The organism is Bacillus sp. NTK071, from assembly GCF_017303315.1.
In the GTDB taxonomy this organism is placed as follows: domain Bacteria; phylum Bacillota; class Bacilli; order Bacillales; family Guptibacillaceae; genus Guptibacillus.
Window position 1 is genome coordinate 1 of record NZ_JAFKOI010000029.1, and the last position, 15,919, is coordinate 15,919.

A 15,919-nucleotide genomic window follows, 5' to 3' on the forward strand; every position below is an offset into this window, starting at 1 on the left:
TTTGGAAGAGGGGTTAATTTCCAAATCACAATAAATGACATTGATCCAATCTACAGAAATTTAATCAAGCATGATTATCCGATTAAGTTTGATATTCAAAAAAATTGGTATAGAGCAAATACAAAAATAAAGGGACAAAAAGAGTTCTTAATTATGGATCCAGATGGATATCTATTAAGGTTTGTTCAAGATTTGGGCGAGAAAAATATAAAGGAAAATGATTAAAAGTACAATAGTGGCAGTGTATACGAAAGAAAATCATCGGAATAATGGGCTAGCTTATAAATTAGTCGATGAAACTTGTGGATGGCTTAAAGAAAATGGAGCAATCCGAGCAAGGTTATGGTCAAGTTCCACTGGAAGAAAGGTTTATGGAAATCTAGGGTTTAAAGATATGATGGATATGTCAAAGTCACTTACTTAAATGGCTATGAAGATATTGAGTGGTGAACTCGACAGAAATAAGTTTTATCTCATACTCAATTATCTCGGAGCGATAGCTGCACTTTGGCTATCGCTTGTTGTGCAGTAAAATTATACAAGAATGTCACAGGAGAGATATTAAATGTTTAAAGGAATATATGAATTTATAAGTGAAGCACAGCTGAAAAAGTATGCAAAACTTGCTGTAGGAGCTGGTGTGAATCTGCAAAAAAATCAATTATTGATTATCCATAGTGATATACAAAATGCTACGTTTGCACGTCTGATCCAAACGATAGCCTACGATGCAGGAGCTTCAAATGTATTTATAGATTGGACAGATGAACAGTCTACCAAAGAATTTTACTTAAATGCAGCAGATAGTGTCATTGATCACTTTCCTGATTGGCAGGCTGCCCGTTTTAAGGAATGGGACGATGCCGGTGCAGCTTACATCCATATTATTTCTGAAAACTTAGAGGTCTTTAAAGAGGTTTCTACAGAAAGGATAAATCGTTTTCAAAAAGCCTCTCGCACCAAATTGAGGGATTATTATGCGAAAATTAGATCCCACAAGGTACGCTGGTGTCTTCTAGCTGTCCCGAGCGTTGAATGGGCAACAAAAGTATTCCCTAACCTAAGTAAAGAAGAAGCTTTACAATCATTGTGGGAATTAATTTTAAAAGGGTCTCGGGCAGATGGGGAAAACCCTGTAAAAGATTGGGGGATTCACAATAAAGCCTTCGAATCTCGAAAAAAGATCCTAAACGAGAGCCAATTTGAATCTCTGCATTTTACAAATAGATACGGAACTGATTTATCAGTCGGTCTGCCTAAAAATCATCTCTATATCGGTGGGGGAGTCAGAGATAAAAACGGAACACCGTTCTTTCCGAACATTCCTACGGAAGAAATATTTACTGCTCCCCATAAAGATAAGGTAAATGGCAAATTGGTAGGTACTAAGCCTCTTATCTATGGAGGAAGTGTCATCGATGAATTTTATCTGATTATTAATAATGGGCGGATTACCGATTATTATGCTGCCAAGGGACAGGAAGTGTTACAAAATCTCATCGAAACAGACGAAGGATCACATTATCTAGGTGAAATTGCCTTGGTCTCTAATAAATCTCCTCTTGCTCAGGCTGATACTCTTTTTTTCAATACTTTATTTGTTGAAAATACGTCCTGTCATATTGGAATCGGAAATGCATCTCCCTCCAATGTTCAAAATGGCATTGAACAATCAGAGGAAGAGTTGAAGGTATCAGGTCTAAATACGTCACTTTTGTTAGTCAATGTGACCTTTGGAACCGAAGATATGAAAGTAGTAGGCATTAAAGAAGGTGAAACGGAAGTCCTACTAATGAAGGATGGGGATTTTCAATTCTAATACGTGTACAACTTAAAACAGAGAAAACTAATTTCAGGTGGATCATACTTAGTGCTATTTATTAGTGAAAACAAAGTGGTGCTTTAGGTAAAGATCTGTTCCAATATCTCGAATCAAGTCTTCCGTATTTTCGGAGCATATTTGGAATATTAAAAGTCTAACTTCACGATAAATGACGTTAGGCCTTTTCCTTTTTGTACCACATTGAGGCTGCTCATTTTAATAATCGCCAAAGTTCATGTTGCTATGAAACGCGTACCACATTTTATAATGGTTGTGCACTTACTAACTAGTAGAAATGAGGTACAGCATGAACATTATCGCAATCGATTTAGATGGAACGCTCCTTTCAGACAATCACTCGATTCATAAGGACGATCTTGCTGCCATTAAGCAAGTTCAAACTCAGGGCCATATTGTAACGATCGCGACAGGTAGGGCACTTTTTGACGCCAAGCATATCTTAAAAACACATGGTATCGATTTACCTATTATTGCGTCGAACGGGGCACAAATCTATGTTGATAATCAAAAAGTGGTGGAGCGATCATTCGATTCACTCGTTGTTCTTCCACTTGTAGAGTGGTTAAATAAAGAAGAAATGTATTATCAAATCTACCTCCCCACTACGATTATCTTATCTGATCAGGGGATGGACGTTATTGATCGTCAATTGCGAGACGTGACCACTCGAGACTTATCCTTCGATGAAGGTGCTTTTTGGGAAGGGATTAAAGCACAACAATTTCAATATGGATTGGAAGTCATGCCAGAACCTATTTCGGTCACAACGGATGATTCGATTATTAAAGTGATGATAGTTTCTCCTGACATCGAAAGGTTAAATCGTGTAAGAGATTACGTGAGTAACTTAGAAGGATGTATTATATCAAGTTCAGGAGGGTTCAACCTCGAAATTATGCCAAAGGGCATTGATAAGGGAGTCGCTCTTCAACACCTTTGCGATCATTACGGCTTGTCAGAAAGGGATGCTATAGCAATAGGTGATAACCATAATGACATTCCTATGTTTTTAGTGGCGGGCATGGGCATCGCTATGGGAAACGCTGACGAAGCTCTGGTCAAGGTTGCTTCCTTTCAGACTTTATCAAACCAAGAAAATGGGGTTTCCCATGCACTTCAGCGACTATACGGATTTGGGAATATCCAGCCTAATCAAGAAATTGGAGTTCATCGATGAGCTTATTTCTAAAACGAACTTTTATTTATGTGACGGGTTTGTTCATTCTATCTCTTGGTGTGGTTCTCATGATTAAATCCCAAGTAGGCGTGGCTCCATGGGATGCTCTAAACGTAGCATTATCGGATAGAGTTGGATTAACAGTAGGGTCATGGGTTTTCATCGTTGGTGGTGTGCTCATCTTCATTAATGGATTGATAAAAAAGAGATTTCCTAATCTCGCGGGCTTTATACCCATTCTTGTAATCGGTGGTTTTGTCGATTTATTAAACTTGAGGGTGTTAAGCATAGTGGAGTCCGAAGAGTTGCTGATTCAATGGGGTCTTTTTTTAGGAGGGCTTGGTGTGTTGGCATCAGGCATCGCGATCTATTTACGCGCTTCGTTCCCTTCGGTTCCTAACGATGAGTTTATGTTAGCGATTACGGAGCGAACAGGATGGGGCATCAATGTGACAAAGACGATAGGAGAAGCCATTGCTTTGGTTCTGGCTATCCTGTGGAGAGGTCCTATCGGAGTAGGGACGATTATCGTGGTTGTTTGTTTAGGTTTACTCGTTGGACTATTTGATAAACTTCTACTGAAAGCAGGTTTACCACGAACGTTAATAGTGAGGGATCGTATGAATGAGTAACATAACAGAAATTGCTAAAAAAGCGAATGTGTCACGAACCACTGTATCACGTGTGTTAAATAATCACCCCTATGTAAAGGAAGAGAAACGAGAGGCCGTCCTTCAGGCGATCAAGGAATTAGAATATGTTCCAAATTTAAATGCTATTAATTTGTCTAGAGGTCGGACAAATGTCTTTGGCGTCATCGTCCCCAAAATTAACCACCCATTTTTTAGTAGTTTAATTGAAGGAATCGGCGAAGAATGTCATAAGCACAATTACAATTTGCTGGTTTTTCAATCGAACAACGATGCGAGTAAAGAGTTAGAATTCTTCGATATGTTGAAGTATAAATTGATTGACGGTCTGATTTTGGGGTCATGTGTGCTACCAACAACCATAGTTGATGAGATGTCACACTTTGGTAAGATCGTCTCTTGTGAGTACGCCGAGACGAACGATCTTACCCGTGTCTTTGTGAATCATGAAGTGGGCATGAGATTGTCCGTCGATCATTTAAGAGAGAAGGGCCATCAGAAGATTGGTTTATGTATAGGGAACCCGAGAAGTGGCGTTGGGATCAGTCGAGCGAAGTCATTCTTTCAATTACAACAGGATTATGGACTAACTTGGCGAGACGAATGGTATTTTACAGAAAAATATACTATAGACGACGGGTTTGACGTTATAAAAAAGGTCCTTGCACAATCAGAACGACCAACGGCATTTGTAGTCGGAAGCGATCAAGTGGCAGCCGGTATGCTGTATGAATTAAAAAAGCAAGGGATTGAGGTTCCAGATCAGCTCGCCATTGTAGGGTTTGATAACCACCCTATTTCAAAATTGGCAGACCTCACAACGATTCATCAACCCATTCGAGAAGTGGGTCAGAAAGCAGTGACTTTATTGCATGGCCTCGTTCAAGAAAATAGCGTTCCTTTGATTAGCTCATTGGACTTAAGATTGATTGAGCGAAATTCAACCTAAAAAGACCACATTTATGTGGTCTTTTTTGTTTACGCCATTACAAGTTCAGGAATTGGCGATTTGAAATGCATTCTAGTTTTTGTTTCATCAAAGTAGCTAAACGGTTTTACTGATGCCTTTTCTAAAGTAGATAAATAATTAGAAGCTCGTAATGGAACAAAAGAAGTTAAATCCCATACGACTTGTTCGCTAAATCCAACGGAACGTATGTTGTGCATTATCCGATCAATCGTATAAGAACCTGCGGCAACGTATCCCTTTCCTTGGTACCATAGATTATTACCTGCTATTTTTTCCAATGGCTGTCCACACATAGAGTCTGTATCAATGCGGTCAGTCATCGCAATTAAACTTTTTGATCCGACTAGATCAACAACTTTACGTGCAATCTCCAGGTCTACATGTTCACTGTCAAAATTCATACAAATCGTTAATAAACCATCGGCAGCACCTCTTAATAGAGTTCCAGGAACAGCTCCTACGAGTTCGTCAACATTATTGAGAGTCCAATCATTCAGTTGTACGCTTTGGAGTCCTTGTATTCTACCCTTTCTTTCTTCAGGCGTCCTCCAACTATGTTTGAAGTTGTTTGGCATATCGTTAAATAAATGGTCTGTGACGACAGCATCCGGACCAGCATATTTACTCCTCTTTTGCGCTGTTTCAATAACCTGTGTGATGAGTCTTGATGTTTCTTCGGGATAAGCTTTTTGAAAATGTCCTAGTGCTGGTTTGACACCAGCTTCAACGAGTGTATCTACAATCCATTCGAGACTAGGATGATCCTTTGTAATGAATTTTTTTAAATAGGAATTTTCAGTCATGGCATCTGGTGAAAGAACTGTGTAAATCAAACCATATTCTCCACAAGAAGCGATCTTCATCCACTCTTCTTTTGTTGGAGCCCAGTTTCCTTTTTCTGGCGTACCTGCAAAACTCGCTAATAAGGGCCCCTCAAGAGAGATTCCTAAAACATTCGGATAGAGGCCTTTTGTCCTTTCCAAATAAAAGTGTTTTATGAACGCTACGAATTGATCGAGCTGATTGTGAGGAAGAAAGATAGAGGGGACACAAAATATACCTTCCTCAACAGCTAGAGCGTTTACTTTCTCGATATCTAACTCGTCCAGATTACTAAAGTCATAGTCTCCAATGCCATGGCAGTGAAACTCCACTGGAAGGGATGGAACTAAATAAGCACCCGACTTTTTGTAGATTCCCTCTTCATGTATATCAAACTGTCTCCAATTGTTATCATGGTAAGAAATATTGGCAATTCTCATGATTCCATCTGTGTCGAGGTACGCTGGGCTATGTATGGTTGTACTCTGTTGCATGTTGGTTATTCCTCCTAAAGATGTTTTGGTAGAGTATTTCTTCTTCATAATTCTAGAATATGGAACGCGTACCAGGTCAAGCGTTTTACAAAATATTTACATGCCGCCTCACCAGCTTATTCTGAAGAAAGCTTGTTTCCGACTCGGAGGTGATGGATTTTAATCTCTTTTTCCATTAACTCACTATCAAAATGAATAAGAAGGTCTTCCATTTGAAACAATGCCATCACCTTTAACTTTAAACTAAAAGGAGCTTTATTATCTCTTAACCATTCATAGATTTGTCGTTCGGTCATGGCTGGTCCTCCTTTATATTTTTAAAAAACATCAATCGTAACGCCACATCATACATGTGTAACGCCAATCAATGTTCTTAGTAAGTCTAGAGTATGGGAGTGGTTTCATGTCAACTGTTAATAAAGCGTATTCATAAAAAGAAGATAAAGAAGTTTAGTTTCTTGTTTTTCTAGAGAGTAAATAGTGATGTACCTAGGCATTGTTCGCTCTTAAACGAAAGGAGTATTTGGGATAAGACAGGCGACTATTATTGTGAAATAATAGATTGAGTTATTTGCACTAATTTGAAATAATTGGTATTGGCGATTTGGACAGATAATAGATGGTGAAAAAGTAAAAGAGGGGAGAGAAAGTTTTGCTTACACATAAAATTGATGATGAAGTTTATTTGAGGCTATTTAAAGAAGACGATGCTGAAGAATTTTACAATTTAATAGTTGATTCAAAACCATATTTAAAAGAGTGGCTAGGTTGGCTTGACTATATAGAGAGTGTCAAAGATTGTGTCAATAACATAAAAGATAGACTTAAAAGCACAATGGATAATGGAGGGTATCCAAAGTCATTCGCTATTATATATAAAGGAGAAATTGCTGGCACAATAGGATTCAATGATCTAAATAAGGCCAATCGAATTGGCGTCATTGGTTATTGGTTGGGTGAAAAATTCCAAGGAAAGGGATTAATGTCAAAGGCATTTAAAACTGTAATAGAATATAGTTTTACAGAACTTGAGTTAAATCGAATTGAGGTTAGTGTCGCAGTTGACAACAAGAAAAGTAGGGCACTTCCTGAACGGTTCGGGTTCACAAAAGAAGGTGAAATCAGGCAAGCAGAATGGCTCTATGACCATTATGTCGACCATGCTATTTACGGGCTTTTATCTGAAGAATGGAATTAACAACTTTAGTATGAAATTAAATTAAAGGGTGCGTTAGTTATAGGAACTCTTGCAAGTATCTCGGTATTGAGTATTCAATAATATCGGAGCGTTTGCTTAATAAAAAATGAACTCCCTATGTAGGTTTAGAGAAGTTTTCCGTTGAAGATGTATGAAACCATTCAACAGAATGTTTCGTATTAATATTTAAGATAGCTAGAGTAACAACTGTTATGTTAGAGGGGATACTATGCAAATACTACTCAATAAGGTTAAGAATATTATTTCAGACTTATTTGCAATGGGGAAAGGATATATCTATGGTTTTGTAATGGTCGGACTGTTAGTTTTTATTGGAGGAGCTCTACTATATGGTGTTTTATTTGTACGAAATTTAATGTTCTAAGTTAATTAGTGTAGGGTTATTCAATAAAATCGGAGCTTATCTGTAATAAGATAGGCTCCTTTTAGTTGAAATAAAAGATTGAGTTATGCTCATCGGTTTGAAATAATTGGAATTAGAGTGCGGGACTACGAATGAAAATGATGGAGGATTTCTATGTATACATACGATTCGTTTGAAATTGCAGGTGTATTCACTTTATTGAGACCCATTTTTGTAACATTTATTGTAGCTAATTTCTTTCTGTTGTTAATCATCACTGTACCTCAACTAAAGATAAAAGCTGAGAGTTTATCAGTTATTGGACTATCAATCGTTTCAGTGATTGCATCTAGTCAATTACTATACTATGATGCAATAATTGTTGATGAACTAGGTTTAGGTGGCGATGAAATGACTACTTATATGTTCTTGATCATTTTAATTTTTAGTATTATTAATCCAATCATCTTTTTTTTACTTAGTAAAAAAGGAAAAATAATCAGTTGATATTCAACAATCTCGGAGCGTTTACTTAATAAAAGTAAGCACTATAGTAGGTTTACGGAAAGAAGATTATAGAAGGATTCGTGTCATATTACATAGAATTTAATTAAAAAGTCTATTTATTGGTGGGAGTAGTAATGAGAATACCGATTGTAAATTTGAATGAGTATAATACTGAATGGGAAAGTCAATTCGATTATGAGAGAAAGCGCATTGTTGCAGCTATTGGTGATGAAATAGCTGGAATTGAACATATTGGAAGCACTTCAATAAAAGGATTAAAAGCTAAGCCTATTATTGACATTATGGTAGGGATAAAGGATTTAAATAGTACATCAGCTTTCGTGCAACCTTTAAGCGAAATAGAATTTGAATATGTTCCAAAACCAGAATTAACAGATAGAAGATTTTTCAGAAAGGGATTATGGGGACAAGGGACTTGTCACTTACATATTTGTGAAATACATAGTACAGAATGGATTGAAAAAACAGTATTTCGTGATTATCTTAGAAAGTACCCTGACTTTGCTGAGGAATATGCCTTGTTAAAAAGTGAACTAGCTACTAAATACAAGTATGACAGACCAGCATACACCCAACAAAAAGAACCATTCATTAAAGACATTATCAAAAAAGCCAGAATGGAATTTCAGAGATAAACTTATTCCGTTATCTCGGAGCGTTTGTGTGGTAAAGATTAGCTCTATGTGGGCTTAGGCAAAGATAATTTCAGAAGAATTGATACCTCTTCTCTAATTGGGTGAAATTAGAGAAGAGGTGAATTTATTATGAAAAGATTAAGTCTACTGCTCTTAACCATATTTATTTTTAGTTTGGCAATATTTGAAGTCCACGCACAACCCACAGAATGTCCTGTCTTGAGTGAATTGGAGCAAATATCCATCAAGGATGAAAAAGAGGTAATTGAAGCATTAAATACTTTAATACCTCAAACTTATGGAACTGGATTAGATGAATTTCCAGATATATATACTAAGTGGAATGTAGTTACTGCCAAACCTTTTCCTAAAACAGTTGGTTATAAAGAAGAAGAGGACTATTTTGGAATGGCTAAGAACTTTTGTGGTAAAGAGATTGCTGAAAAGTCGTGGCTTGTGCGATTAGATTTCCCAAAAGCTCCTGGAGCTAACTTAGCTCAAGGTCAAATATTTTTAGCAAAAAGTAAAGAAAAAGGATGGTTTGTTTGGTTTCAATATCTCTAATTTTGAATTCTGCTTATTAAGCAATCTCGGAGCTTATCTGTAATAAGATAGGCTCCTTTTTGTGAAATAAAAGATGGATTAATTGAAATTTTTTTGAAATAATTGGTATTGACGAGTAGAGAAGTTTTTACAGAATAAACTATGTTGAAAATTAATCAACTTAAAAGCGAAAGAAAGGGGGATTCATAATATGGATTTATCTTTGGAAATTGTGCGTATTGTACTGCCAGTTGCAATAGTGGGTGGGATTGGAGTGTTTGTAATTCTAAGATTGAAACATAAGTCTAAGAAAGGTACTTTAGGTAAGAAAAAAACAAGAAGTGCTCAAAATCTATTAGATAGCTTAATACCATTCGGAATGATGATTGGTTTGGCTGTTGCTATACTACTCAGCATATTTAGTCCCTTTTCCTTTCTATCTGCAATTACTTGGGGACCTGGAATAGGTATGTTATTTGGATATTTTGCTTATGAAATTTTTAGCAAGAAGGAAGATAATTATTCATAATAACTGTCTTCCAGAAACGGGAGGCAACTCAAGAAAATCCCTTGTTCTATTAAATCGGAACTTATCTGCAATAAAGAAAGGCTTCTTTTTATTTGAAATAAAAGGTTGAGTTAGGTTAGAGGATTTGAAATAATTGGTCAGTTTAGTTCAGCAGTTATGCTAAAGTTTTCTTGAAGAAAGGGGGAGTTTAAATTGAGAAAATACTTAGGACTAGTATCCATCTTAATCCTAATTGCCACTTATTTAATTTTACAATCACTAGTTGGAAAACAAATTGGACATTTGTGGATCTTGATAATCGCCATTGGATATTTGGCTTCAGCACTAGCTTCTTGGTATAGCAAAAGCGGTTTTTGGAGGAAAGCATCAGCTTCTATTTTGGTTGTACTCCCTGTGGGGTATCTGTTAATAATAGCTTTATTTATATTTGGACTGTCTGGCTTTTAAATAATTATTTACTCAACTAACTCGGAGCATTTCTTGAATATCGTACCAGCGAAAGCATTTAAAACGAGCTTCATCAATCTGGAAAAAAGACATAGGTGAAGAAGTTAAAATGGTGTCCGATAGTGCGATAGTTTTGACTTTCATCAAATTGGAGAGGGTTAAATATAAGCTCGATTTTCTAAACCGAGCTCCATAATCTATTTTTTTGGGGATTGTACAGATGTTGTGTCTAGTTTCTCTTCAATTCTATTTAATTGTTCCTTTCTCTTTTTTGAAGAACGAACTAAAAATACAATAGCCACTACAATAGCAATAGGAATTAAAAATGCAAATACCTGAAAGATAATGTCACCAATATTCAAAGTTTATCTCACCTCACTTTAGAATATTATACCACCACTTATTGGGATATTTTACAAAAAATAATGTGTATTCAAAATAATTAATTATCTTGATACTGAGTCTTCTGTAATCTCGGAGCTTATCTGTAATAAGATAGCTTCCCATGAAAGCTAGTATATATGTTGAGGCGGTTCTATTAGATACGCTTTCGTAAAATGCTTTCTAATCCAATGAAGCAACAACAAACAGATATTCTTAGAAAAAAATCTTCTCTTCATGAGAAGATTTTTTATTTTAAATATATTGAATTTTTCGTTCTATAATTATAGAATAAATACCAAGAGGTGATAAATATGGAACTTATTTCTACTGGAACTAAACGAAGAAGGGAGAAATATAAGCTTGAGCTAAAAAGCTCTTTATTATGGGAAGCTGCTTTAGGTATAGCAGCTATAACGAATGAATCTCTGATTGATACACTTGATCTTTCTAAAGAAAAGAGAGAACTGATTCACCAATCTTTATCAAAAAGCATGATAGAAGAACTAGAATATGTACAAAAACATAATACTTGGAAAACCATTCTTCAGCTTCTCCATCAAAAAGATTTCGAGAATTTATCTTCGTTTAATGATTATGTGAGGAGTTTATCTGACGAGCAATTAAAGAACATTTCTATACCTTATCTTGGTAATGAACAAGAAGTGTTGAAAAGAGATTTATTAAATGGATCTGCAAAAGCGCTTCAGGAATTACAAAAGAGGAATCATGAACATCCTTTCCTACCATCTTACCTTGAATTTATTACTAAAGTTTCCTGCGAGGAATTGAAAAGCCATCTTCTAGTAGTAATGTCTGGTTGGTATAGCGCAATTATCGAGCCCGATAAAACTAAACTCGAAGCAATACTTCAAAGGGACATGGCTTCAAAGGAAAAAATGCTAGGAAGTTTAGAACCAGAACAATTTGTTGAGTGGGCAACAGATGGAGTGAAATACCTGCCGGAACCAAGTGTTTATAAGGTTATTTTGATACCCCATTACATATATCGTCCATGGAATGTCGAAGCAGACTTAGAAGGCGTTAAGGTCTTTTATTATGCGGTCTCTAATGAAAGTATTTCAAGTGAGGATAAATTTGTTCCTAATAAACTCTTGGTACAAAAGTATAAAGCATTAGGAGATGAAACGCGTTTAAGGATTTTAAAGATGATTAAGGAAGAGCCGACATCTCTGCAAGAGTTAACCACTGAACTGAAGTTAGGTAAAACAACCGTTCACCATCATTTGAAAATTTTAAAATCTGCAAGGATCGTTTCTCAGCATTCCAATAAATATTCTATTGAGGATAGTGTGTTAGAGCATTTACCAACAGAGTTGAAAATTTTCTTGGAAAGGGATTAATAGAAGGGGGAAGTTTCATGGGAGTTCCTAATGCACAAGTTGATTCAAAAGAAGTAGTACCTGAATTCAAAAAGAATTTCCAGGTATTTCGATTTATAGGTGGAAATTTAGTTTCTTTTTTTGGAGATCAAATATACTTAATTGCTTTGCCATTAATCGTATTAGCTATTACTGGATCACCATTAAGTATGGGTATAGTGGCAGCTCTTGAGAGACTTCCTATCTTAATTCAGCCTTTTACAGGTGTTTTGGCAGATAATTTCAATCGTAAAAAGCTACTGATGATTTGTGATTTAGGAAGATTTTTAACAGTGGGACTTCTAGGTTGCTTGTATTTAACAGATCAACTTACTATATTGGGAATTTATGCTGGTGCATTGCTCGTTGGAGTGTTAACACAAGTATATAATACTTCCCAATTTGCATCTGTCCCTAAATTAGTGCAAAAAAGGGACTTACAATTAGTAAACTCAATTAATACAGGAATATTTCAAACGGCTGTATTTATAGCTCCAGGCTTAGGAGGAATCATTATAAGTATCTTCAATCCTGGTATGGGATTGATAATAAATAGTTTGACTTTCTTAATCGGATTTCTAGTGGTATGGAGCTTGAATATTGAGAGTACCGTTCAAAAAGAAAAAATAACTAGCTCTAAGGTGTTTACTGATATAAAAGAAGGCTTTCATTTTGTTATCCAAAAGAAGCCTATTCTGTATACGAATTTAGCGATGTTTTTCTCAATATTTGGAACGACACTCTTCTTAACCATGTTGGTCATTCATTTAAAATCCACTGCTGGATTAGATCCAATTTTAATAGGTTATGTGCTATCTATTGGTGGTATTGCTGCAATTGGAGGGGCTTTAATAACAAATACATTAAAGAAACACTTTTCTTACAGAACCATTCTATTCTTCGCATCACTTGTGGGGGGCTTGTCTATTATAGCTTTTGGTATGAGTAATTCCTTTATTTGGTTAGCGTTAATGAACGCGCTAGGTACCATTTCTGCTTCCATTATGAATCCTTGTATTGTGACTATTCGACAGAAGTTAACGCCAGATCATTTACTAGGTCGGGTACAAGCTACTAGTCGATTCATGACATGGATATTGATGCCCGTCGCAGCGTTGACTGCTGGAATTCTTGCTGAACAATTTAGCACAACTTTAACATTTTTTATTGGTGGTATAATTGCCACTATTGCGTCCTTTATTTATTTACACCCTTCTTTAAAAACGGCATAAGAATTCTAATACCACAAACGGATACAAAGAATTAAAAGTAAGAGATATCTTGATATCAAGTCTTCCACAATCTCGGAGCTTATCTGTAATAAGATAGGCTCATTTTTTTAAGGAAAAAGATAGATTTATTAGCACTGTTTTGAAATAATTGGAATTGAACTATAGGTTAAAGTTGTGAAAGAGGCAAATAAATAAAACTACTTAATCAATGCGGGGGTTAATATGAATAACTGGGAGAGACGCATACTAGAAACTTCACGTGGAAAATTTGAAGTGTTTGTTAAAGGTGAAGGGGAACCAATCTGTGTAACCCACCACTACTCTGAATTTAATGAAACAGGGGACTATTTTGCTAATACCTTTACTACGACGCATCAAGTGATTTTGATTAACCTTAGGGAAACTGGAGCATCTGAAAGAGCAGCAGAACCTTATCAGTTAAGTTTCCTGGAAACCATTTTTGATTTGGAAGCAATACGTGAAGAATTAGGATTTAAAAAATGGGGTTTTGCTGGGCATTCCACAGGGGGAATGCTAGGAATTATGTATGGAATTTATTATTCTGAACACTTGAATTTCAATATCATTGTCGGTGCGGCAGCAAGAGAATATATGACGTTCTCAAAAGATTGTATTTATCATTCAGAACACCCTAAGTTTCAAAGAATGCAGGATATAATTGAGACATTAAAGCGTTCCGATTTATCATTAGAAAATAGAAAAGAACTAAAAATTGAAAGAACAAAAATGTCTTTATTTGCTCCTGAAAGATACGATGAATTTTTCTCACTGAATATTAGTAAGGATATGTCTGCTACTAGAATGAATTTCTTTAACCGTGAATTACAGATTTATGATGTCACTAGAAAACTAGAATTTATATCAGTCCCTACTTTAATAATTTGTGGTAGATATGATGTCCAGTGTCCATTAATGTATTCCATTGAAATGGACGAAGGTATTCCTAATTCGAAAATGGTTGTTTTTGAAAAAAGTAACCATTATCCATTCTTAGAAGAAGCAGAGCGATTTACCGAAGTGCTTGATTTATTCTTAAAGGAAAACCAACTCTTAATCAAATAACGGAGTTCTTCTGATTTGTCATTATTTCAAGTCTTCAACAATCTCGGAGCAATTGTCCAATAGAGCATTAGCCCTTTATTACATAACCACAGGGAATAGCGTGGCGTTAACTATTTAACTAACGGGGCAGGTTAGATAAATCACAAAAAATAACTTATTTACAAAATAAGTTATTTTTTTGTGGTATTATATTTATTCAAAAACTTATATGGAGGGAAAAGTATGAAAATAACTCAACAATGGAATCAAGAAGACAGTAATTATATTCGTAAAAAGGTAATTGACCACAATCTTTCTAAATTACCAGATGAAGTAAAACACCCAGTCAAAAACATTAGCTTTATTCTTAGAGATGAAGAAGAAAAAATTTTAGGTGGCATTACAGGAACGATTTTTTGGTATAACTTACATATTGATTTCTTATGGGTTGATGAATCCCTTAGAGGTAAAGGCTACGGAAAACAGTTATTAGATAATATAGAGAAAATTGCCAGAGAGAATAGATGCAAACTCATTCAACTAGATACATTTAGCTTTCAAGCCCCAAATTTCTATCAAAAATATGGTTATGAAGTGGTGGGTGTAATAGAAGAACATCCTAATATTAATAATCAACAGTATTATCTTTCGAAGAAACTGGCTTATTGAGATATGTTGTTCAACTAACCGGTGTTAAAGGAAAAGACTCTCTAAGAAATACCTCGAACTCGAGTCTTAAAGAAACTCGGAGCGTTTGGGGAGTAAGCGTGGCATAAATGAGGGCAGTATTCTGGAGCAAGTAGTTTTGAAATTTCATAACCGGATTATAGAAAGGGGCTGACATAATGAAGAGTTTCATTCCTTTAATTCTCATCATTACTATCATACTAGCCTCTTGTAGCAAGGAGCCGTTAATTACAAAGCAGTATACTGAAGCTAAAGTGCTTAACATTGACTCGGGTGAGACGTTGTATGAAACGAACGATCAGAACCGAGTTGGAGAAATAATTGACCAGATAAACACTTCTAAGAGAACTGACACCTGGGATGCCATCGGTTCAAGTTATATGCTTGTCTTGAAAGATGGTGAAGATACTTTAGAAGTTACGTACTATAATGGGGAAAATCAGAATGGTGAGGTCACAGTAAAAGGTTACCACGTATATACGAAGTTCAGGTTAATTGATTGATTCTAGCTATTCAACATCTCGGAGCATTTCTTGCATAATTTAATTTTTTATAAGAGGTTATTAGTTTTAAGTGGAGGGGGGGCTGAGGGAAATTGACTATTATAGTATTACTAATAGGCGGAATTTTTGGTTGGATCTTTACATATATCGTTGATGTAAGTGCATCTTGGACAGGACTAGGAACTAGCATTTTAATGGGAAGTTCACTAGCCATATTATTAAAAATAAGTATCCAACTAAGTAACATAGAGAAGAGGGAAAACAAAAAGTGATTACTGATTACTTAAGTTAAAAGTTACTACACAAACTCGGAGCTTACCTGTAAAAAGATAGACTTTGACTAGTTAAAGAATAATTAGACCTATTAATAATTTTAATTTTGAGTGTGGAGTAATAATTGTATCTACTTTGAGAGGTAAAAAATGAAATATTTCATGATAATCTTATTGGCTATACTTATATCCGGTCCTAT

22 protein-coding genes are annotated in these 15,919 nt (G+C 35.6%); 19 read left to right on the forward strand and 3 right to left on the reverse strand.

The annotated features are described in order from the left end of the window. From JI666_RS20500 to JI666_RS20525, 6 genes are all read left to right on the forward strand, one after another. A partial coding sequence (locus JI666_RS20500; protein WP_524535776.1) for a VOC family protein occupies nt 1-225 on the forward strand: 225 nt, incomplete at its 5' end. Then, a complete protein-coding gene (locus JI666_RS20505) occupies nt 218-424 on the forward strand; it encodes a GNAT family N-acetyltransferase (RefSeq protein ID WP_206894927.1) in 207 nt (68 codons plus the stop codon). The genes JI666_RS20500 and JI666_RS20505, both read left to right, overlap by 8 nt. A 141-nt stretch (nt 425-565) precedes the next feature. After that, a complete protein-coding gene (locus tag JI666_RS20510) occupies nt 566-1,819 on the forward strand; it encodes an aminopeptidase (protein ID WP_206894928.1) in 1,254 nt (417 codons plus the stop codon). Between the two features lie 310 nt (nt 1,820-2,129). After that, nucleotides 2,130-3,020, forward strand: a complete 891-nt coding sequence (locus JI666_RS20515; RefSeq protein ID WP_206894929.1) for a Cof-type HAD-IIB family hydrolase — start codon at nt 2,130-2,132, stop codon at nt 3,018-3,020. After that, nucleotides 3,017-3,652 carry a YczE/YyaS/YitT family protein gene (locus JI666_RS20520; RefSeq protein ID WP_206894930.1) on the forward strand — a complete coding sequence of 212 codons (636 nt, stop codon included), beginning with the start codon at nt 3,017-3,019 and terminating at the stop codon, nt 3,650-3,652. Before JI666_RS20515 ends, JI666_RS20520 begins: the two co-directional genes overlap by 4 nt. Then, the gene (locus JI666_RS20525) at nt 3,645-4,619 is read left to right on the forward strand and encodes a LacI family DNA-binding transcriptional regulator (protein WP_206894931.1); all 975 of its coding nucleotides are present in this window, start codon (nt 3,645-3,647) and stop codon (nt 4,617-4,619) included. Before JI666_RS20520 ends, JI666_RS20525 begins: the two co-directional genes overlap by 8 nt. A 29-nt stretch (nt 4,620-4,648) precedes the next feature. Here JI666_RS20525 and JI666_RS20530 read toward each other — a convergent pair whose 3' ends face one another. Together JI666_RS20530 and JI666_RS20535 are read right to left on the reverse strand one after the other, a co-directional pair. Then, entirely contained in the window at nt 4,649-5,956 is a 1,308-nt protein-coding gene (locus JI666_RS20530; RefSeq protein WP_206894932.1) for an amidohydrolase family protein, read from the reverse strand. 116 nt (nt 5,957-6,072) lie between these two features. Further along, nucleotides 6,073-6,252, reverse strand: a complete 180-nt coding sequence (locus JI666_RS20535) for a hypothetical protein (protein ID WP_206894933.1) — start codon at nt 6,250-6,252, stop codon at nt 6,073-6,075. 356 nt (nt 6,253-6,608) lie between these two features. On the opposite strand from JI666_RS20535, the gene JI666_RS20540 reads away from it, so the two are divergent. The 7 genes from JI666_RS20540 to JI666_RS20570 all read left to right on the forward strand — a co-directional run bounded on the left by JI666_RS20540 (nt 6,609) and on the right by JI666_RS20570 (nt 10,200). After that, nucleotides 6,609-7,154, forward strand: coding sequence for a GNAT family N-acetyltransferase (locus JI666_RS20540; RefSeq protein WP_206894934.1), 546 nt, complete (start codon nt 6,609-6,611; stop codon nt 7,152-7,154). Nucleotides 7,155-7,383: 229 nt separating this feature from the next. After that, nucleotides 7,384-7,539: a hypothetical protein gene (locus JI666_RS20545; protein ID WP_206894935.1), complete on the forward strand. Its 156-nt coding sequence runs from the start codon at nt 7,384-7,386 to the stop codon at nt 7,537-7,539. Nucleotides 7,540-7,692: 153 nt separating this feature from the next. Continuing rightward, complete coding sequence (locus JI666_RS20550) at nt 7,693-8,025, forward strand: hypothetical protein (RefSeq protein WP_206894937.1); 333 nt, start codon at nt 7,693-7,695, stop codon at nt 8,023-8,025. 134 nt (nt 8,026-8,159) lie between these two features. Next, the gene (locus JI666_RS20555) at nt 8,160-8,681 is read left to right on the forward strand and encodes a GrpB family protein (protein ID WP_206894938.1); all 522 of its coding nucleotides are present in this window, start codon (nt 8,160-8,162) and stop codon (nt 8,679-8,681) included. Nucleotides 8,682-8,810: 129 nt separating this feature from the next. Continuing rightward, nucleotides 8,811-9,245, forward strand: a complete 435-nt coding sequence (locus JI666_RS20560; RefSeq protein ID WP_206894939.1) for a hypothetical protein — start codon at nt 8,811-8,813, stop codon at nt 9,243-9,245. Nucleotides 9,246-9,447: 202 nt separating this feature from the next. After that, complete coding sequence (locus tag JI666_RS20565; protein WP_414635159.1) at nt 9,448-9,753, forward strand: hypothetical protein; 306 nt, start codon at nt 9,448-9,450, stop codon at nt 9,751-9,753. Nucleotides 9,754-9,945: 192 nt separating this feature from the next. Continuing rightward, nucleotides 9,946-10,200 carry a hypothetical protein gene (locus tag JI666_RS20570; RefSeq protein ID WP_206894941.1) on the forward strand — a complete coding sequence of 85 codons (255 nt, stop codon included), beginning with the start codon at nt 9,946-9,948 and terminating at the stop codon, nt 10,198-10,200. A gap of 197 nt (nt 10,201-10,397) precedes the next feature. Here JI666_RS20570 and JI666_RS20575 read toward each other — a convergent pair whose 3' ends face one another. After that, nucleotides 10,398-10,562 carry a DUF4083 family protein gene (locus JI666_RS20575; RefSeq protein WP_206894942.1) on the reverse strand — a complete coding sequence of 55 codons (165 nt, stop codon included), beginning with the start codon at nt 10,560-10,562 and terminating at the stop codon, nt 10,398-10,400. 333 nt (nt 10,563-10,895) lie between these two features. Here JI666_RS20575 and JI666_RS20580 point away from each other — a divergent pair, with 333 nt between their 5' ends. The 6 genes from JI666_RS20580 (at nt 10,896) to JI666_RS20605 (ending at nt 15,719) form a co-directional block, all read left to right on the forward strand. After that, a complete protein-coding gene (locus JI666_RS20580) occupies nt 10,896-11,945 on the forward strand; it encodes an ArsR/SmtB family transcription factor (RefSeq protein WP_206894943.1) in 1,050 nt (349 codons plus the stop codon). Nucleotides 11,946-11,962: 17 nt separating this feature from the next. After that, nucleotides 11,963-13,195: an MFS transporter gene (locus JI666_RS20585; protein ID WP_206894946.1), complete on the forward strand. Its 1,233-nt coding sequence runs from the start codon at nt 11,963-11,965 to the stop codon at nt 13,193-13,195. Between the two features lie 222 nt (nt 13,196-13,417). Further along, nucleotides 13,418-14,278: an alpha/beta fold hydrolase gene (locus JI666_RS20590; RefSeq protein WP_206894948.1), complete on the forward strand. Its 861-nt coding sequence runs from the start codon at nt 13,418-13,420 to the stop codon at nt 14,276-14,278. Between the two features lie 222 nt (nt 14,279-14,500). Further along, nucleotides 14,501-14,926 (forward strand): GNAT family N-acetyltransferase, encoded by a 426-nt coding sequence (locus tag JI666_RS20595; protein ID WP_206894949.1) that lies wholly within the window; start codon nt 14,501-14,503, stop codon nt 14,924-14,926. Between the two features lie 176 nt (nt 14,927-15,102). Continuing rightward, a complete protein-coding gene (locus tag JI666_RS20600) occupies nt 15,103-15,447 on the forward strand; it encodes a hypothetical protein (RefSeq protein ID WP_206894950.1) in 345 nt (114 codons plus the stop codon). Between the two features lie 92 nt (nt 15,448-15,539). Next, nucleotides 15,540-15,719 carry a hypothetical protein gene (locus JI666_RS20605; RefSeq protein ID WP_206894952.1) on the forward strand — a complete coding sequence of 60 codons (180 nt, stop codon included), beginning with the start codon at nt 15,540-15,542 and terminating at the stop codon, nt 15,717-15,719. Nucleotides 15,720-15,919 lie beyond the last annotated feature (200 nt).